The following is a 14,791-nucleotide window of genomic DNA, read 5'->3' as shown; positions in this document are numbered from 1 at the left end:
TCCATGCACGGTTCTCCCGACCAACTTGCCCCACGCGCGCGGCACCTGCTGCGCACGCTGATCGCGCGCTACATCCAGGACGGTGAACCCGTGGGCTCGCAGACGCTGGCGCGTGTGGCCGGCCTGGAGGTCAGTCCCGCCACCATCCGCAACATCCTCGGTGACCTGGAAGATCTTGGGTTGCTGGCGTCACCGCATACCTCGGCGGGGCGGATTCCGACCGCGCATGGCTATCGGGTGTTCGTCGACAGCCTGCTGCAGATGCAGCCGCCGGGCGAAGGTGAGCTGGCCCGGCTGCGTCAGGAGCTGGCCGGAGGCGGCAGTACCCAGGCCCTGCTCGGCAGTGCCTCGGAGCTGCTGTCGGCGATGAGTCATTTCGTTGGCGTGGTCAGCGCCCCACGGCGTGAGCAGTTCGCCTTCCGCCAGATCGATTTCGTGGCGCTGGACGGGCGCCGGGTGCTGGCGATCCTGGTGTTTGCCGACAACGAGGTGCAGAACCGGGTGATCGAGACCCGCCAGGACTTCGCGCCGGGGCAGCTGGAGCAGGTGGCCAACTACCTCAATGCCCACTTCGCCGGACTGCCGCTGGCCGAGATCCGTACCCGCCTGCTGCTGGAGCTGCGCGACGCGCGGTCCGAGCTGGAACAGGTGCTGGCGCACAGCATCGAGCTGGCCGAGCAGGCCCTGCAGCCGCCGGCCGATGACATGCTGGTGGCCGGCCAGACCCGTCTGATGGGGGTGCAGGACCTGTCCGACCTGGAGCGCCTGCGCGAACTGTTCGAGCTGTTTTCCAGCAAGCGCGAGATCCTGCAGCTGCTGGAGCGGACCATCCAGGCCCCCGGCGTGCGCATCTTCATCGGCGAAGAAACCGGCGTGGTGCCGCTGCAGGGCGTCTCGCTGGTCACCGCGCCTTACACCGCCAATGGCCAGGTACTGGGCGTGCTGGGCGTGATCGGGCCGAAGCGGATGGCCTACGACCGCATGATCCCGCTGGTGCAGGCCACCGCCGATGTGCTCGGTGCGGCCTTTTCGCCCGGCGGGCGAAGTCCAGGTGCATCGGACGCTTGAAACGCAGCATCCCGCCCACACTAGGGTGGGTGGAGGCGGAGAGTGACCGCCAGGGACCCAGACATGAATCAAGATCAGCCAGACATCGCCGCCCAGCAGGCCGCCGCCGACGCAGCTGCCGCCGAGGGCGTCAACGAACAGATCGAACAGCTCCGTGCCGAAGTGGAGCAGGTCAAGGCCGAAGCGCTGCGAGAGCGCGCCGACCTGGACAACCAGCGCAAGCGCGTGGCCCGTGACATCGAGCAGGCCCGCAAGTTCGCCAACGAGAAGCTGCTTGGCGAGCTGCTGCCGGTATTTGACAGCCTCGATGCCGGCCTCAAGGCCGCCGGCGACGATGCCCATCCGCTTCGCGAGGGCCTGGAGTTGACCTACAAGCAGCTGCTGAAGGTCGCTGGTGACAACGGCCTGGTGCTGCTGGACCCGACCGGCCAGCCGTTCAACCCGGAGCACCACCAGGCGATCAGCCAGGTTGCGGCCCCCGGCGCCGCCCCGGGCAGCGTGGTGACCGTGTTCCAGAAGGGTTACCTGCTCAACGAGCGCCTGCTGCGGCCGGCGCTGGTGGTGGTTGCCGCCGATTGACCCCGCGCGCCGGGCCCTGCCTGGCGAGGCTGTCCGCGCCCCGGACGGGGCATCGGCACGACCGACGCTGAACGTGTTGGGCGAACGGAAACACAGCGTTCGGGGGATGGCTTGAATGTTCCACGAGCCTCCCCCACATCCCATTCATCCACCGGCCGAACGGCCGGACTGACAAAAACAACATCCTTCAAGGAGTCTCCCCCATGGGCAAGATCATTGGTATCGACCTCGGCACCACCAACTCGTGCGTGGCGATCATGGACGGCGGCAAGGCCCGCGTCATCGAAAATTCGGAAGGCGATCGCACCACCCCGTCGATCGTCGCCTACACCAAGGACGGCGAAGTCCTGGTCGGTGCCTCGGCCAAGCGCCAGGCCGTGACCAACCCGAAGAACACCTTCTACGCGGTGAAGCGCCTGATCGGCCGCAAGTTCACCGACGCCGAAGTGCAGAAGGACATCGCGCACGTCCCGTACAGCATCCTGGCCCATGACAATGGCGATGCCTGGGTGGCCACCAGCGATGCCAAGAAGATGGCGCCGCAGGAAATCTCGGCCAAGGTGCTGGAGAAGATGAAGAAGACCGCCGAGGACTTCCTCGGTGAGAAGGTCACCGAAGCGGTCATCACCGTGCCGGCCTACTTCAACGACAGCCAGCGCCAGGCGACCAAGGACGCCGGCCGCATCGCCGGCCTGGACGTCAAGCGCATCATCAACGAGCCGACTGCGGCCGCGCTGGCCTATGGCCTGGACAAGGGCGACAACAAGGATCGCAAGATCGTTGTGTACGACCTGGGCGGCGGCACCTTCGACGTCTCGGTGATCGAGATCGCCAACGTCGACGGCGAGAAGCAGTTCGAAGTGCTGGCCACCAACGGCGACACCTTCCTGGGTGGCGAAGACTTCGACAACCGCGTCATCGAGTACCTGGTTGAAGAGTTCAACAAGGACCAGGGCATCGACCTGCGCAAGGATCCGCTGGCCCTGCAGCGCCTGAAGGATGCTGCCGAGCGCGCCAAGATCGAGCTGTCCAGCGCCCAGCAGACCGAAGTGAACCTGCCGTACGTCACCGCTGACGCGTCGGGTCCGAAGCACCTGAACATCAAGCTGACCCGCGCCAAGCTGGAGTCGCTGGTGGAAGAGCTGATCAAGAAGTCGATCGAGCCGTGCCGCGTTGCGTTGAATGACGCCGGCCTGCGTTCGAGCGACATCAGCGAAGTGATCCTGGTCGGTGGCCAGACCCGCATGCCGAAGGTGCAGCAGGCGGTCACCGAGTTCTTCGGCAAGGAGCCGCGCAAGGACGTCAACCCGGACGAAGCCGTGGCACTGGGTGCTGCGATCCAGGGTGGCGTGCTCGGCGGCGACGTCAAGGACGTGCTGCTGCTGGACGTGACCCCGCTGTCGCTGGGCATCGAAACCATGGGCGGTGTGTTCACCAAGATCATCGAGAAGAACACCACCATCCCGACCAAGGCCTCGCAGGTGTTCTCCACCGCCGAGGACAACCAGTCGGCCGTGACCGTGCACGTGCTGCAGGGTGAGCGCGAACAGGCCCGCTTCAACAAGTCGCTGGCCAAGTTCGACCTGTCCGGCATCGAGCCGGCCCCGCGCGGTCTGCCGCAGGTGGAAGTGTCCTTCGACATCGACGCCAACGGCATCCTGCACGTGTCGGCCAAGGACAAGAAGACCAACAAGGAACAGAAGGTCGAGATCAAGGCCGGTTCGGGCCTGTCCGAGGAAGAGATCGCACGCATGGTCGCCGACGCGGAAGCCAACCGCGAAGAAGACAAGAAGTTCCAGGAGCTGGTGCAGGCCCGCAACCAGGCCGATGCCCTGATCCACGGCACCCGCAGCGCGATCACCGAGCACGGCAGCAAGGTCGGTGGTGAAGTGATCGGCAAGGTTGAAGCGGCCCTGGCCGACCTGGAAACCGCGATGAAGGGTGACGACAAGGCACAGATCGAAGCCAAGTCGAAGGTGCTGGAAGAAGCCGGCCAGTCGCTGTTCGCTGCCGCTTCGGCCGACCAGGGCGGTGCTGCCCCGGGCGCCGACGCCGGCAATGCGGGCAAGGCGCAGGATGACGTGGTGGACGCCGAGTTCACCGAAGTCAAGGACGACAAGAAGTCCTGATCCGGACCGACGCGGGACGCTGCTTGCCAGCGTCCCGTTGTCGCATCAGGGTCCTGACCGCCCTCTGGCGTGTCGGGGCGCCCGACGCAAGAGCGGACCTGGTTCCGCTCTTCCGCTTTGACGAATCCCGACTTTCCGGAATGCGATCCACGATATGAGCAAGCGCGATTACTACGAAGTGCTGGGCGTTGCCCGCACCGCCACCGACGAAGAACTGAAGAAGTCCTATCGTCGTTGCGCGATGAAATTCCACCCGGACCGCAACCCGGGTGATGCGGCGGCCGAAGCCTCCTTCAAGGAGTGCAAGGAAGCCTACGAAGTACTGTCCGACGGCAACAAGCGCCGCATGTACGACAGCCATGGCCACGCCGCGTTCGAACACGGCATGGGCGGTGGCGGCGGTGGTCCGGGCGGCCCGGACATGAACGATATTTTCGGTGACATCTTCGGCAACATCTTTGGTGGTGCCGGTGGCGGCGGTCCGCGCCAGGCGCGTCGCGGCGCCGACATCGGTTACGTGATGGAGCTGGACCTGGAAGAAGCGGTGCGTGGCGTCGAACGCCGCATCGAGATTCCGACCCTGGCCGAATGTGGCGACTGCGATGGCAGCGGCTCGGAAGACGGCAAGGTCGAAACCTGCAACGTCTGCCATGGTCGCGGCCAGGTGCGCATCCAGCGTGGCATCTTCGCCATGCAGCAGGCCTGCCACAACTGCGGCGGCCGTGGCCAGATCATCGCCAAGCCCTGCAAGACCTGCCACGGCAACGGCCGCGTCGAGGAAGACAAGGTGCTGTCGGTGAAGGTACCGGCGGGCGTGGATACCGGTGACCGCATCCGCCTGGCGGGTGAGGGCGAGGCCGGTCCGGCGGGGACGCCACCGGGCGATCTGTACGTGGAAGTGCGCGTGCGTGAGCACCACATCTTCCAGCGCGACGGCGACGACCTGCACTGCGAAGTGCCGATCCGCATTTCGCAGGCCGCACTGGGCGACACCGTGCGCGTGGCCACCCTCGGTGGTGAGGCGGAAATCCGCATTCCGGCCGAGACCCAGACCGGCAAGCTGTTCCGCCTGCGCGGCAAGGGCGTGCGTTCGGTGCGCAGCCGCAGCGAAGGCGACCTGTACTGCCGCGTGGTGGTGGAGACGCCGGTCAACCTCACCAGCGACCAGCGCAAGCTGCTGGAGCAGTTCGAAGCCACCTTCAACGGCGAAGATGCGCGCAAGCATTCGCCGAAGTCGGCGACCTTCATCGACGGCGTCAAGGGCTTCTGGGACCGCATGACGTCCTGATCTGTCAACGGACATGTTGAACGACAGCGCCGGGCTCTGCCCGGCGTTTTCGTTTGTGGCTGTTTTACAGGATTTCCCAATCGGCTTTTCCGTACAGCCGGCGCCCCTCGAACAGAAGCGTTCCGCGATCACCCACGACATCCAGTTCGAACCAAGGGTGGCCATCCCGTTTTTTGGGCCGGATGTAGAAGCGCTTCTGGGCACGGTTCATTTCGACGTAGCACGGGTTCCGCGGGGCGGCATCCTTGGGCTGTCCCTTCCAACGAACATGGATGTAGCCATCGTCGCTTCGACCTTGGATCTCGAGAAAGAAATGAAAACCGTCCTTCTGTTCATCCGAGTAGAAACGGAACTGCGTGCCGCTCGCATATGCGGATGGTTGCATTGCCGTCAGGGCCAGCAACACAGAAACCGCAAGCCATCGGCTGATACTCCATGCCTTCGTCACAAGTGCTTCCTCTTCCGTGAGGTGCTATCGGAACATGGGTGCGGTTGCGAAAATGAGACGGACTTTCCACTTGAATCCTGACAAGCAGAATCCCTACCTGTAGGTGGCGGAGTAGATCCACGCCATGCGTGGATGCCGTTCAACGGCTCAACGGAAAAATGCTGCCGGCGTCTGCCCCAGCTGGCGCTTGAACATGCTGGTGAACGCACTCGGGCTGTCATAGCCCATCGCCAGCGCCACGTCGATCACCTTCTCGCCGCGGGCAAGCCGTTCCATCGCGGCCAGCAGGCGCGCCTGTTGCCGCCACTGGCCGAAGGTCATGCCCAGTTCGCTGGCGAAGTGGCGCTGGATGGTTTTGACGTCGATCGCCAACGCCTGCGCCCAGTCCTGCAGGGTCGCCTCGTCGCCGGGATGCTTCTGGATGTGCTGGCAGATCCTGTGCAGGCGCGGGTCGACGGGCTCGGGCAGGTGCAACGGCAATACGTCCATGCGGTGCAGCTCATCGAGCATCAGTCGCACTACGCGGCCGTCGCGGCTGTCTTCTTCATGCGGTCCGTCGATCAGGATGGCGGCCTGCAGCAGCTCGCGCAGCAGCGGCGCCACCTGCACGGCGAAGGGCTCGGCGGGCAGCTGCGGGGCGAACGCCGGTTCGATGTACAGGCTGCGCATGTGCACCTCGGCGATGCAGTCCACCGCATGCGCCATGCCCGCCGGCATCCAGATGGCACGGGTGGAGGGCACCACCCAGCGGCCGACTTCCGACCGCACCACCATCAGCCCGGACATGGAATAGACCAGCTGGTGTCGGCGGTGCTTGTGTGCCGAGATGTGGGTGCCGGCACGGTAGTCGCGCGCGCGGCAGGTCACCGGGCGATGCACCGGCACCTCGTTCCACGGCGCGGTTTCGCGGACAGGGCAGGGGGTGTCCTTTTTGCGATAGGCCATGACCAGAACGCGGCAGAAGGGAGTGGAAGGCCACCGTAGCATGCACGGCTCGCCCCCATCCTGACCGTGCGCAATGTCGACTCTGGCTTCTCCCGCCGTACCCGCCCGCCCCGTATCGCCAGGAGTGCTGGCGGCGATCTCCAGCTCGCACATGGTCAACGACATGATGCAGTCGCTGATCCTCGCCATCTATCCGGTGATCAAGGGCGGCTTCAACCTCAGCTTTACCCAGATCGGCCTGATCACGCTGACCTACCAGCTCACTGCCTCGATCTTCCAGCCGCTGGTCGGGCTCGCCACCGACCGCCGGCCGGCACCGTACTCCCTGCCGATCGGCATGGCCTCGACCTTGTGCGGCATGCTGCTGCTCGGCTTCGCGCCCAATTACGCGATGGTGCTGCTGGCCGCCGCGCTGGTCGGCATCGGTTCGGCCATCTTCCATCCGGAAGCCTCGCGCATCGCGCGCCTGGCCTCCGGCGGCCGTCATGGCCTGGCGCAGTCGGTGTTCCAGGTAGGGGGCAATTTCGGTACGGCACTGGGGCCGCTGATCGCCGCCGCGGTGATCGTGCCCTACGGCCAGCATTCCGCATCGTGGTTCGCCGGTGCCGCCCTGATCGGCATCGCGTTGCTGACCTATGTCGGCCGCTGGTATGCGCTGCACCTGGGCGCTCCCCGCCCAGCAACACATGGCGTGATCGCGGCGCGCCATCCACCGCGCACGATCGCCCGGGTGCTGGCCATCCTGCTGGTGCTGATCTTCAGCAAGTACTTCTACATGGCCAGCATCGGCAGCTATTTCACCTTCTACCTGATGCATCATTTCGGCATTCCGGTGGCGCAGGCGCAGCTGCATCTGTTCGCCTTCCTGGTGGCGTCCGCCGCGGGCGGCTTCTTTGGCGGGCCGCTGGGTGATCGTATCGGTCGCAAGCCGATCATCTGGGCCTCGATCCTGGGCGTGGCACCGTTCGCGCTGATGCTGCCGCATGCCGATCTGCTGTGGACCACGATACTGGCGGTGCTGATCGGCTTCGTGCTGTCTTCCGCGTTCTCGGCCATCGTGGTCTACGCGCAGGAAATGATGCCGCACCGGATCGGCATGGTGTCCGGGTTGTTCTTCGGCTTCGCCTTCGGCATGGGCGGTCTCGGTGCAGCAGTGCTCGGTCTGTTGGCCGACAAGACCAGCATCGAATTCGTCTACCAGCTCACCGCGTTCCTGCCATTGCTGGGTATCGTCGCGGCATGGCTGCCGCCGTCCAGGCCTGCTGCGCACTGAGGGGGTTCTTCTGCAGGGCTGCGCCCTGCACCTGCCGAGGCAACGGCAATGGCGACAGCCAAAGCAACAGCGGGCATTCCGTGGGATGGCGGGGTGGGTCCGGTTGCGGGGGACGCCGTGAACCCATCCCTGGGGGCTTGGCCGCGGCATCCATGCCGCGGACACCCCCGCAACCGGACCCACCCCGCTTTCGACAGATTTCTGCGAACTGATTGAATGGCTCTTGGGGTCAGATCCGTTTTCCGTAGGAAAACGGATCTGACCCCAGATTGATTTCGATATCTGAAAGAGATTCATCCACGCATGGCGTGGATCTACTGCTCGCGGGGAACTGTCGAAGGCGGGGCACTGTGGGTTTGCGGGGTGTGAGCCGCATGGATGCGGCGACCAAGCCTACACGGACGTACTTGCGGCGGCCCCGCAAACCCACAGTGTCCCGCCATCCCTCGGAGTACCGTTGTTGCTGTTGCTGTTGCTGTTGCTGTTTAGGTTGCCGGCCAGCGGCCGGCACTACCGCAGGTGCAGGGCGCAGCCCTGCCGAAAACCCTTGGGCGTAGAATGCGGGCATGAGCGAATCCCTCGACAACCACCTGGTCCACGGCCGCCGCCAGCGGCCCGACGGCCCTTCGCCGATCGATGTCATTTCGGTCCAATCACAACTGGTCTACGGCCATGCCGGCAACAGCGCCGCGCTGCCCCCGATGCGCGCGCTTGGCGTGCGCGTGGCCTCGATCCCGACCACGCTGTTGAGCAATGCGCCGTTCTACGAGACCACCCGTGGCCGTGTGCTGCCCAGCGACTGGTTTGCCGACCTGCTGCTCGGTACGCGCGAACGTGGTCTTCCGCAGCGAGCGAAGATGCTGGTGTCCGGCTATTTCGGCAGCGCCGCCAATGGTGCCGCGTTTGCTGATTGGCTGGACGAGATCCTGCCCGCATGCCCGCAGCTGCGCTACTGCCTGGACCCGGTGATCGGCGATACCCACACCGGTCCCTACGTGGAGCCAGGCCTGGAAGCGATCTTCGCTGAGCGCCTGCTGCCGCATGCCTGGCTGGTCACCCCCAATGCCTTCGAACTCGGTCGCCTGACCGGCATGCCCGCGCTGGCTGAAGCCGATGCCATTGCTGCCTCGCGCGCGCTGCTGGCACGCGGCCCGCAGTGGGTGCTGGCCCACAGCGTCGGCGGCAATCCGGGCGAGCTGGTGACGCTGGCTGTGGGTCGCGAGGAAACCTGGCGCTGGACCTCGCCGCTGCTGCCGGTCGACGTGGCCGGTACCGGCGATGTGCTGATGTCGCTGATGGTGTCCTTCCTGCTGCGCGGTGAGCCGATGCAGATGGCGATCTCGCGCGCCATCGCCGGCACCCATGCGGCGTTGGAGGCGACCCTGGCCCATGGTTTCGAGGAGTTCGATGTGATCGCGGCCGCACCGGCGGCGTTGGCCGACGGGATGCGCTTCCGCGCTGAACGGCTGGCATGAGCGAGCTGCACGAACGTACGCCGCGCACGGTCGGCATCGTCGGCAGTGCCGGCGCCTACGGGCGCTGGCTGGCCCGCTTCTTCGAACAGCACATGCAGGTGCAGGTGATCGGCCACGATCCGGCCGATCCGGATTCGCATGCGCCGGAGCAGCTGCTGGAACAGGCCGATGTGCTGGTGTTCTCCGCACCCATCCGGCACACGTCCGCGTTGATCGCCGAGTACACGCGCCTGTCGGCTGGCCGCGAGCAGGAACGCTTGTGGCTGGACGTAACCTCGGTGAAGGAAGCGCCGGTGCAGGCGATGCTGGCCTCGCGCGCCGAGGTAGTGGGTCTGCATCCGATGACGGCGCCGCCCAAGGCGCCGACCCTGAAGGGCCGGGTGATGGTGGTCTGCGAGGCCCGGCTGCAGCAGTGGCGGCCCTGGGTCGACGCGTTGTGCCAGGCGCTGCAGGCAGAGTGCGTGCGGGCCACGCCGCAGCACCATGACCAGATGATGGCGCTGGTGCAGGCGATGGTGCATGCGACCCATCTGGCCCAGGCGGGTGTGCTGCGCGAGTACCAGCCGCAGTTGGGCACGCTGGCAGCAATGTTGCCGTATCGATCGGCTTCATTCGAACTGAATACGGCGATCATCTCGCGCATCCTGTCGTTGAATCCGGCGATCTACGAAGACATCCAGTTCGGCAATCCCTATGTGGCGCCGATGCTGCAACGCCTGATCGGCCAGCTGCAGACGCTGCAGGCGCAGGTCGGGCAGGGCGACGATGCCGCGCGCGGCGCATTCCGCGAACACCTGCTTGGTGCAAACCGGAGTGCCTTCGGTGATCAGGCGCTGGCTGCGGGAAATTACACCTTCGAGCGCGTCGGCTATCTGCTGGCCGACCTCACCGAGCGCAACGCCCTGTCGGTGCATCTGCCTGAAGACCGCGCGGGTTCGTTGCGCGAACTGCTGAACGTGTTCGAGCAGCATGGCATCAGCCTGGCCTCGATCCATTCCTCGCGCACGCCGGCCGGTGAGGTGCATTTCCGTATCGGCTTCGTGGCAGGCAGCGAACCAAGGGCTATTGCGGCGGCCGCCGCCGAGGTGGATGCCAGCGGGATCGGCCGGGTGCTTGCATAGAACATTCATCCACAGGGCGTGTGGATGGCTTCTGCGCAAACATGTGGATAACCAGCTGCAGGCCTTGGCGGGCAAGGTTGTCAAGATGGTTGGTCAAAAAATAACCAACCTTTTTTTGACGGAGCCAACGGCTGAGACGAGCTGGGCTCGGCGCTATAGCGGACCGCTAGATCGACAGCCTGACCTCACCACCGCTGGTGGTGAATTCGCGGCCGTTGCGTACCAGCTGGCGGCCGTCGTCGAGTTCATAACGCGGCGTCGTCTCGGAGCCATGCCCGCTGCCGCTGGCTTCGGGCTTGAACTCGATGATGATGTGGCTTTCACCATTGCTGTCGACAGCAGGGAACTGACGGAACGACATGTTCGACCTCCTTCAGTGGTTCATCGCTACGACGTCAGAGTGAGCCGGCCGGTGTTAGCCGGCCGTCATCAATCGATGAACTGCAGGCGTGCAAGCTCGGCATACAGGCCGCCTTCAGCCAGCAGCTCCGCATGCGTGCCCTCGGCCACGATGCGACCGTGGTCCATCACCACGATGCGGTCGGCCTTCAGCACGGTCGCCAGCCGGTGGGCGATGACCACCGTGGTGCGCCCGGCCATCAATCGTTCCAGTGCCTGCTGCACGCCGTGCTCGCTCTGCGCGTCCAGCGCGCTGGTGGCTTCGTCGAGCAGCAGGATCGGTGCGTCCTTCAGCAAGGCACGGGCGATCGCCACGCGCTGCTGCTGGCCACCGGACAGGCGGGCACCGCGCTCGCCCAGTTCGCTGTCGTAACCCTGTGGCAGTGCACGCAGGAAGGCGTCGGCCTCGGCGGCACGGGCTGCCTCTTCCACTTCGGCGTCGCTGGCCTCCAGCCGGCCATAGCGGATGTTGTCGCGTGCGCTGGCGGCGAACAACGTCGGCTGCTGCGGCACCAGCGCAAGCTGTGCGCGAAGCGCGGCCGGATCGACGTCGCGCACATCGATGCCGTCCACGCAGATGCGCCCGGCGGCCGGATCGTGGAAGCGCAGCAGCATCGACAGCACCGTGCTCTTGCCGGCGCCTGAGGGGCCAACCAGGGCGACGGTTTCACCCGGTCGCACGTGCAGGTTGAAATGGTCCAGTGCGGCCTGGTCCGGTCGCTGCGGGTAGTTGAACACCACGTCGTCGAAGTGGATTTCGCCACGCAGTGGCTGCGGCAGCGCACGCGGCGTGGCCGGCGCACGGATCTCGATGTCTTCCTGCAGCAGCTCGCCGATGCGGCCCATGCCGCCGGACGCGCGCTGCAGTTCATTCCATACTTCGGCCAACGCACCGACCGAACCGCCGCCGATCAGTGCGTACAGCACGAACTGACCCAGCGTGCCGGCGCTGAGGCGCCCGTCGATGACGTCGTGCGCGCCCAGCCACAACACGCTGACAATCGCGCCGAACACCAGCAGGATGGCGCTGGCGGTGACCAGCGACTGCGCGCCGATGCGCCGGCGTGCGGCGCGGATCGCGTCGCCCAGCGCATGGTCGAAACGGCCGCGTTCATAAGGTTCGCGCGCATGCGCCTGCACCGTGCGCACCGCGCCCAGCGTTTCGCTGGCCAGGCTGTTGGCATCGGCGATACGGTCCTGGCTGCTGCGGGCGACAACGCGCAGTTTGCGCGCGCCGATGATGATCGGCAGCACCGCCAGCGGAATGCCGAGCAGCGACCAGGCGGCCAGCCGTGGGCTGGTGACGAACAGCATCGCCAGGCTGCCGACCACGGTGACGCTGCTGCGCAGCGCCACGGACATGGTCGAGCCGACCACGCTGCGCAGCAGTTCGCTGTCGGCAGTCAGGCGCGACACCAGTTCGCCGCTGCGGCTGCGGTCGTGGAAGCCAGCGCCGAGCTGGATCAGGTGCGCGTAGAGGCGGCTGCGCAGATCCGCCACGACCTTCTCGCCGAGCAACGAAACAAAGTAGAAACGCGCGGCCGTCGCCAGCGCCAGCACCACAGCCACCAGCATCAGCAGCGCAAAGGCACGGTTGATCTGGCCGCCGCTGCTGAAGCCGTGGTCGATCATCTGCTTCACGGCCGGCGGCAGGCTCAGGGTCGCCGCCGAAGAAACGGCCAGGGCCAGCAGCCAGGCGCTGAACAAGCCGCTGTGGCGGCGCACGAACGGCCACAGCGTACGCAGGCTGCCCAGTCGGCGCAGCGGCGGGGTGGCCGGGTCGGAGGCCGGTGCGTCCTTGTCAGTCATCGAGGGGGTCATCTTGGATACGGATACGATCACGGGTGGCGTCGCGCAGGCGGATTTTCAATGCGTCGACCTGGTCGGCGGGCAATTCCACCCGCAATCTCACGCCATTGGCATCGAACTGTTCATCGCGCTTTTCGGCGGCATGGGCGGGCAGGGCCGCGTGCAGTGCGCCCAGATCCTCGAATCCGGCCAGCAGCTGCAGCCGCGCCATCGCGACCAGCGGCAGGCGTGGCGCGGTGCGCAGGCATTCGGCAGCGGCGCCGCCGTACGCGCGGACCAGGCCACCGGCGCCCAGCTTGATGCCGCCGAACCAACGGGTGACCACCACCATCACCCGGTCGAATCCCTGGCCATCAATGGCGGCCAGGATCGGCCGGCCAGCGGTGCCGGCCGGTTCGCCATCGTCGCTGGAGCGATAGTCCTGGCCGTGCCGGTAGGCCCAGCAGTTGTGGGTCGCATCGGCCACGGCCACCTCCTGCAGAAAGGCCAGCGCAGCAGACGCACCCTCGATCGGCGCGGCATGCGCGATGAAGCGGCTGTGCTTGACGTCGAGGGTGTAGCTGACCGGTTGGGCGAGGGTATCGGGCATTCCCTTCATTCTACGGGCTTGCCGCCGACGTGCCTCAGTCGTCCAGCAATGGCCGCACATCCTTTGGCAGTCGCGCCTCGGGATAGGTCTGCAGGTAGCGTTCCAGGCTCGCCCGGGCCAGGTCACGCTGGCCGGCGTCGCGACGCTCGCGGATCTTCTGCAGCCATTGCCGGCGGGGCAGCCCGGCGTCGGCCTGCACTTCGGCCTGCACGGCCTCCGCGCTGAGGCCGGCATCGCTGGCGCGGCGCATGACACCAGGCGCGGTTCTGCCAGCTGCGTCCTGCTTGGCTGCAGTAAGCGTGATGCGGTCTTCGGCCGTGGCCTGTGCGGAGGACATTGATTCTGCCGTCGCCGCAGTGGCCTTGCGCGCCCTCATCGCCGCGGCAGGAACCGCAGGCGCGGCGGCCGGCGCAGGCGCCGAATAGGCTTCGGGTGCGGGCGGCGCTGCCGCAGGCATCGCAGGCGCGGCAAAGGCTGTGTCGGCGGTGGGCGCAGGTGGCGGTGCTGGCGCCATCATCGGGGCAGGCAACTGCCGCGGTGTCACGGGCGCAGGTTTCGGCACGTCTGCGATGGCCGGTGCCGGAGCAGGCGCTGCCTCAGCGGCCGCAGGTGCTGCTGTCGGTGCAGGTGCCGGTTCGGTGGCTGCGACATCGGCGGCCGCGCTGTCGTAGGACATGCCTTCGGCGTTCGCATCGGCGGCCATTTCCTGTGCAGCCGGCGCGGTGGCAACCGCCTCCGCAGGGGCCGACGGCGGCTCTGGACGCATCTGCCAGGCGATGCCCACGGCGAACACCGTCGATGCGGCCACGCCGAAGACGGCCGGCCAGCGGCGGCGCGGGCGCAGCGTGCGCGGTGCCGCCGGCAGCGGAGTCGCCTCAGAGGCCGGCGCCTCTACGGCCGCACGCGCAGCGGCCAGGATCGCGGCGTCCAGCGCCGGCGGAGGGCCCTGTTCGGCGCGTCGCCCAAGCAGGCGTGCCAGCTCGCGTTCTTCCGGGGTCAGGGGATCGTCTCGGTTCATGCGTTCAGTCCCGCACGCAGCTTGTCCATCGCATAGCGCAGCCGCGATTTCACGGTTTCCCGGCCAACGCCGGTGATCTGGCCGATCTCCTCCAGGCTCAGTTCCTGTTCCAGCCGCAGCTGCAGCACTTCACGCTGTTCTGCGGGCAGCTCTTCCATCGCCAGTTGGATGCGGCGACGTTGTTCGAATTCGGACAGTTCCGCTTCCGGGGTCTGCCCATCCTCCAGCGCAGCCAGGCGCAGATCGGCATCGGCCGGTGCAGCAGGGCGATGGCGGGCGGCACGCCAGTGGTCGTTCAGGCGGTTGTGGGCGATGCGGAACAGCCAGGTGCTGAAGGCCGCGTCGGCCTGCCAGCCGGCCCGCGCGCTGATCACCCGTTGCCAGACGTCCTGGAACATCTCCTCGGCCAGCGCGGTGTCGCGCAGCTGCCGCAGCAGGAAGCCGAACAGGCGCTTGCGATGACGTGCATACAGGCTTTCAAACGCGTGCACGTCACCGGCGGCCCAGGCCAGCATCAAGGCTTCATCGGTTGGCAGGGCGCTGGCATCCACGTCGTACAGGGTAAGCCCTGCAGGCGGTGGCGCATAGCCGGCGATGGCGTGGGACAGGGCGACGGTCACGGCGGGAATCAGGAGAGGATCGACAGGAAA

At 66.5% G+C, this 14,791-nt stretch carries 14 protein-coding genes; 7 read left to right on the top strand and 7 right to left on the bottom strand.

What is annotated here, in order from left to right:
* Positions 1 to 3: 3 nt before the first annotated feature.
* The 4 genes from hrcA to dnaJ all read left to right on the top strand — a co-directional run bounded on the left by hrcA (position 4) and on the right by dnaJ (position 5,064).
* Positions 4 to 1,068 carry a heat-inducible transcriptional repressor HrcA gene (gene hrcA, locus HFK18_RS19265; RefSeq protein ID WP_089240450.1) on the top strand — a complete coding sequence of 355 codons (1,065 nt, stop codon included), beginning with the start codon at positions 4 to 6 and terminating at the stop codon, positions 1,066 to 1,068.
* Between the two features lie 63 nt (positions 1,069 to 1,131).
* Positions 1,132 to 1,647: a nucleotide exchange factor GrpE gene (gene grpE, locus HFK18_RS19260; protein ID WP_025878870.1), complete on the top strand. Its 516-nt coding sequence runs from the start codon at positions 1,132 to 1,134 to the stop codon at positions 1,645 to 1,647.
* 203 nt (positions 1,648 to 1,850) lie between these two features.
* On the top strand, positions 1,851 to 3,776 hold the full coding sequence (gene dnaK / locus HFK18_RS19255; RefSeq protein WP_099820185.1) for a molecular chaperone DnaK: 1,926 nt from the start codon (positions 1,851 to 1,853) through the stop codon (positions 3,774 to 3,776).
* 154 nt (positions 3,777 to 3,930) lie between these two features.
* Complete coding sequence (gene dnaJ, locus HFK18_RS19250; protein ID WP_025878872.1) at positions 3,931 to 5,064, top strand: molecular chaperone DnaJ; 1,134 nt, start codon at positions 3,931 to 3,933, stop codon at positions 5,062 to 5,064.
* Between the two features lie 64 nt (positions 5,065 to 5,128).
* Here the strand turns inward: dnaJ and HFK18_RS19245 are convergent, their stop codons facing one another.
* Together HFK18_RS19245 and HFK18_RS19240 are read right to left on the bottom strand one after the other, a co-directional pair.
* On the bottom strand, positions 5,129 to 5,512 hold the full coding sequence (locus HFK18_RS19245) for a hypothetical protein (RefSeq protein WP_180167520.1): 384 nt from the start codon (positions 5,510 to 5,512) through the stop codon (positions 5,129 to 5,131).
* Positions 5,513 to 5,659: 147 nt separating this feature from the next.
* Positions 5,660 to 6,457: a helix-turn-helix transcriptional regulator gene (locus HFK18_RS19240; RefSeq protein ID WP_099820187.1), complete on the bottom strand. Its 798-nt coding sequence runs from the start codon at positions 6,455 to 6,457 to the stop codon at positions 5,660 to 5,662.
* Between the two features lie 73 nt (positions 6,458 to 6,530).
* Here HFK18_RS19240 and HFK18_RS19235 point away from each other — a divergent pair, with 73 nt between their 5' ends.
* The 3 genes from HFK18_RS19235 (at position 6,531) to HFK18_RS19225 (ending at position 10,326) form a co-directional block, all read left to right on the top strand.
* Positions 6,531 to 7,730: an MFS transporter gene (locus tag HFK18_RS19235; RefSeq protein ID WP_180167519.1), complete on the top strand. Its 1,200-nt coding sequence runs from the start codon at positions 6,531 to 6,533 to the stop codon at positions 7,728 to 7,730.
* 566 nt (positions 7,731 to 8,296) lie between these two features.
* Positions 8,297 to 9,205, top strand: a complete 909-nt coding sequence (gene pdxY, locus HFK18_RS19230; RefSeq protein ID WP_099820190.1) for a pyridoxal kinase — start codon at positions 8,297 to 8,299, stop codon at positions 9,203 to 9,205.
* Entirely contained in the window at positions 9,202 to 10,326 is a 1,125-nt protein-coding gene (locus HFK18_RS19225; protein ID WP_180167518.1) for a prephenate dehydrogenase, read from the top strand. Before pdxY ends, HFK18_RS19225 begins: the two co-directional genes overlap by 4 nt.
* 166 nt (positions 10,327 to 10,492) lie before the next feature.
* Here the strand turns inward: HFK18_RS19225 and HFK18_RS19220 are convergent, their stop codons facing one another.
* The 5 genes from HFK18_RS19220 to HFK18_RS19200 all read right to left on the bottom strand — a co-directional run bounded on the left by HFK18_RS19220 (position 10,493) and on the right by HFK18_RS19200 (position 14,656).
* Positions 10,493 to 10,687, bottom strand: a complete 195-nt coding sequence (locus HFK18_RS19220) for a hypothetical protein (protein ID WP_088101408.1) — start codon at positions 10,685 to 10,687, stop codon at positions 10,493 to 10,495.
* A 68-nt stretch (positions 10,688 to 10,755) separates the two neighbouring features.
* Positions 10,756 to 12,534, bottom strand: a complete 1,779-nt coding sequence (locus tag HFK18_RS19215) for an ABC transporter transmembrane domain-containing protein (RefSeq protein WP_180167517.1) — start codon at positions 12,532 to 12,534, stop codon at positions 10,756 to 10,758.
* The gene (locus HFK18_RS19210) at positions 12,527 to 13,123 is read right to left on the bottom strand and encodes a YigZ family protein (protein WP_180167516.1); all 597 of its coding nucleotides are present in this window, start codon (positions 13,121 to 13,123) and stop codon (positions 12,527 to 12,529) included. The genes HFK18_RS19215 and HFK18_RS19210 overlap by 8 nt, the downstream gene beginning before the upstream one ends.
* Before the next feature lie 34 nt (positions 13,124 to 13,157).
* Positions 13,158 to 14,141 (bottom strand): hypothetical protein, encoded by a 984-nt coding sequence (locus HFK18_RS19205; RefSeq protein WP_180167515.1) that lies wholly within the window; start codon positions 14,139 to 14,141, stop codon positions 13,158 to 13,160.
* The gene (locus tag HFK18_RS19200; RefSeq protein WP_218946912.1) at positions 14,138 to 14,656 is read right to left on the bottom strand and encodes an RNA polymerase sigma factor; all 519 of its coding nucleotides are present in this window, start codon (positions 14,654 to 14,656) and stop codon (positions 14,138 to 14,140) included. The genes HFK18_RS19205 and HFK18_RS19200 overlap by 4 nt, the downstream gene beginning before the upstream one ends.
* Positions 14,657 to 14,791 lie beyond the last annotated feature (135 nt).

It is taken from the genome of Stenotrophomonas sp. SbOxS2, from assembly GCF_013416715.1.
GTDB classification, from domain to species: Bacteria; Pseudomonadota; Gammaproteobacteria; order Xanthomonadales; family Xanthomonadaceae; genus Stenotrophomonas; species Stenotrophomonas lactitubi.
Note: the sequence above shows the minus strand (reverse complement) of the source record. Positions and strands in the feature narration are given on the sequence as shown.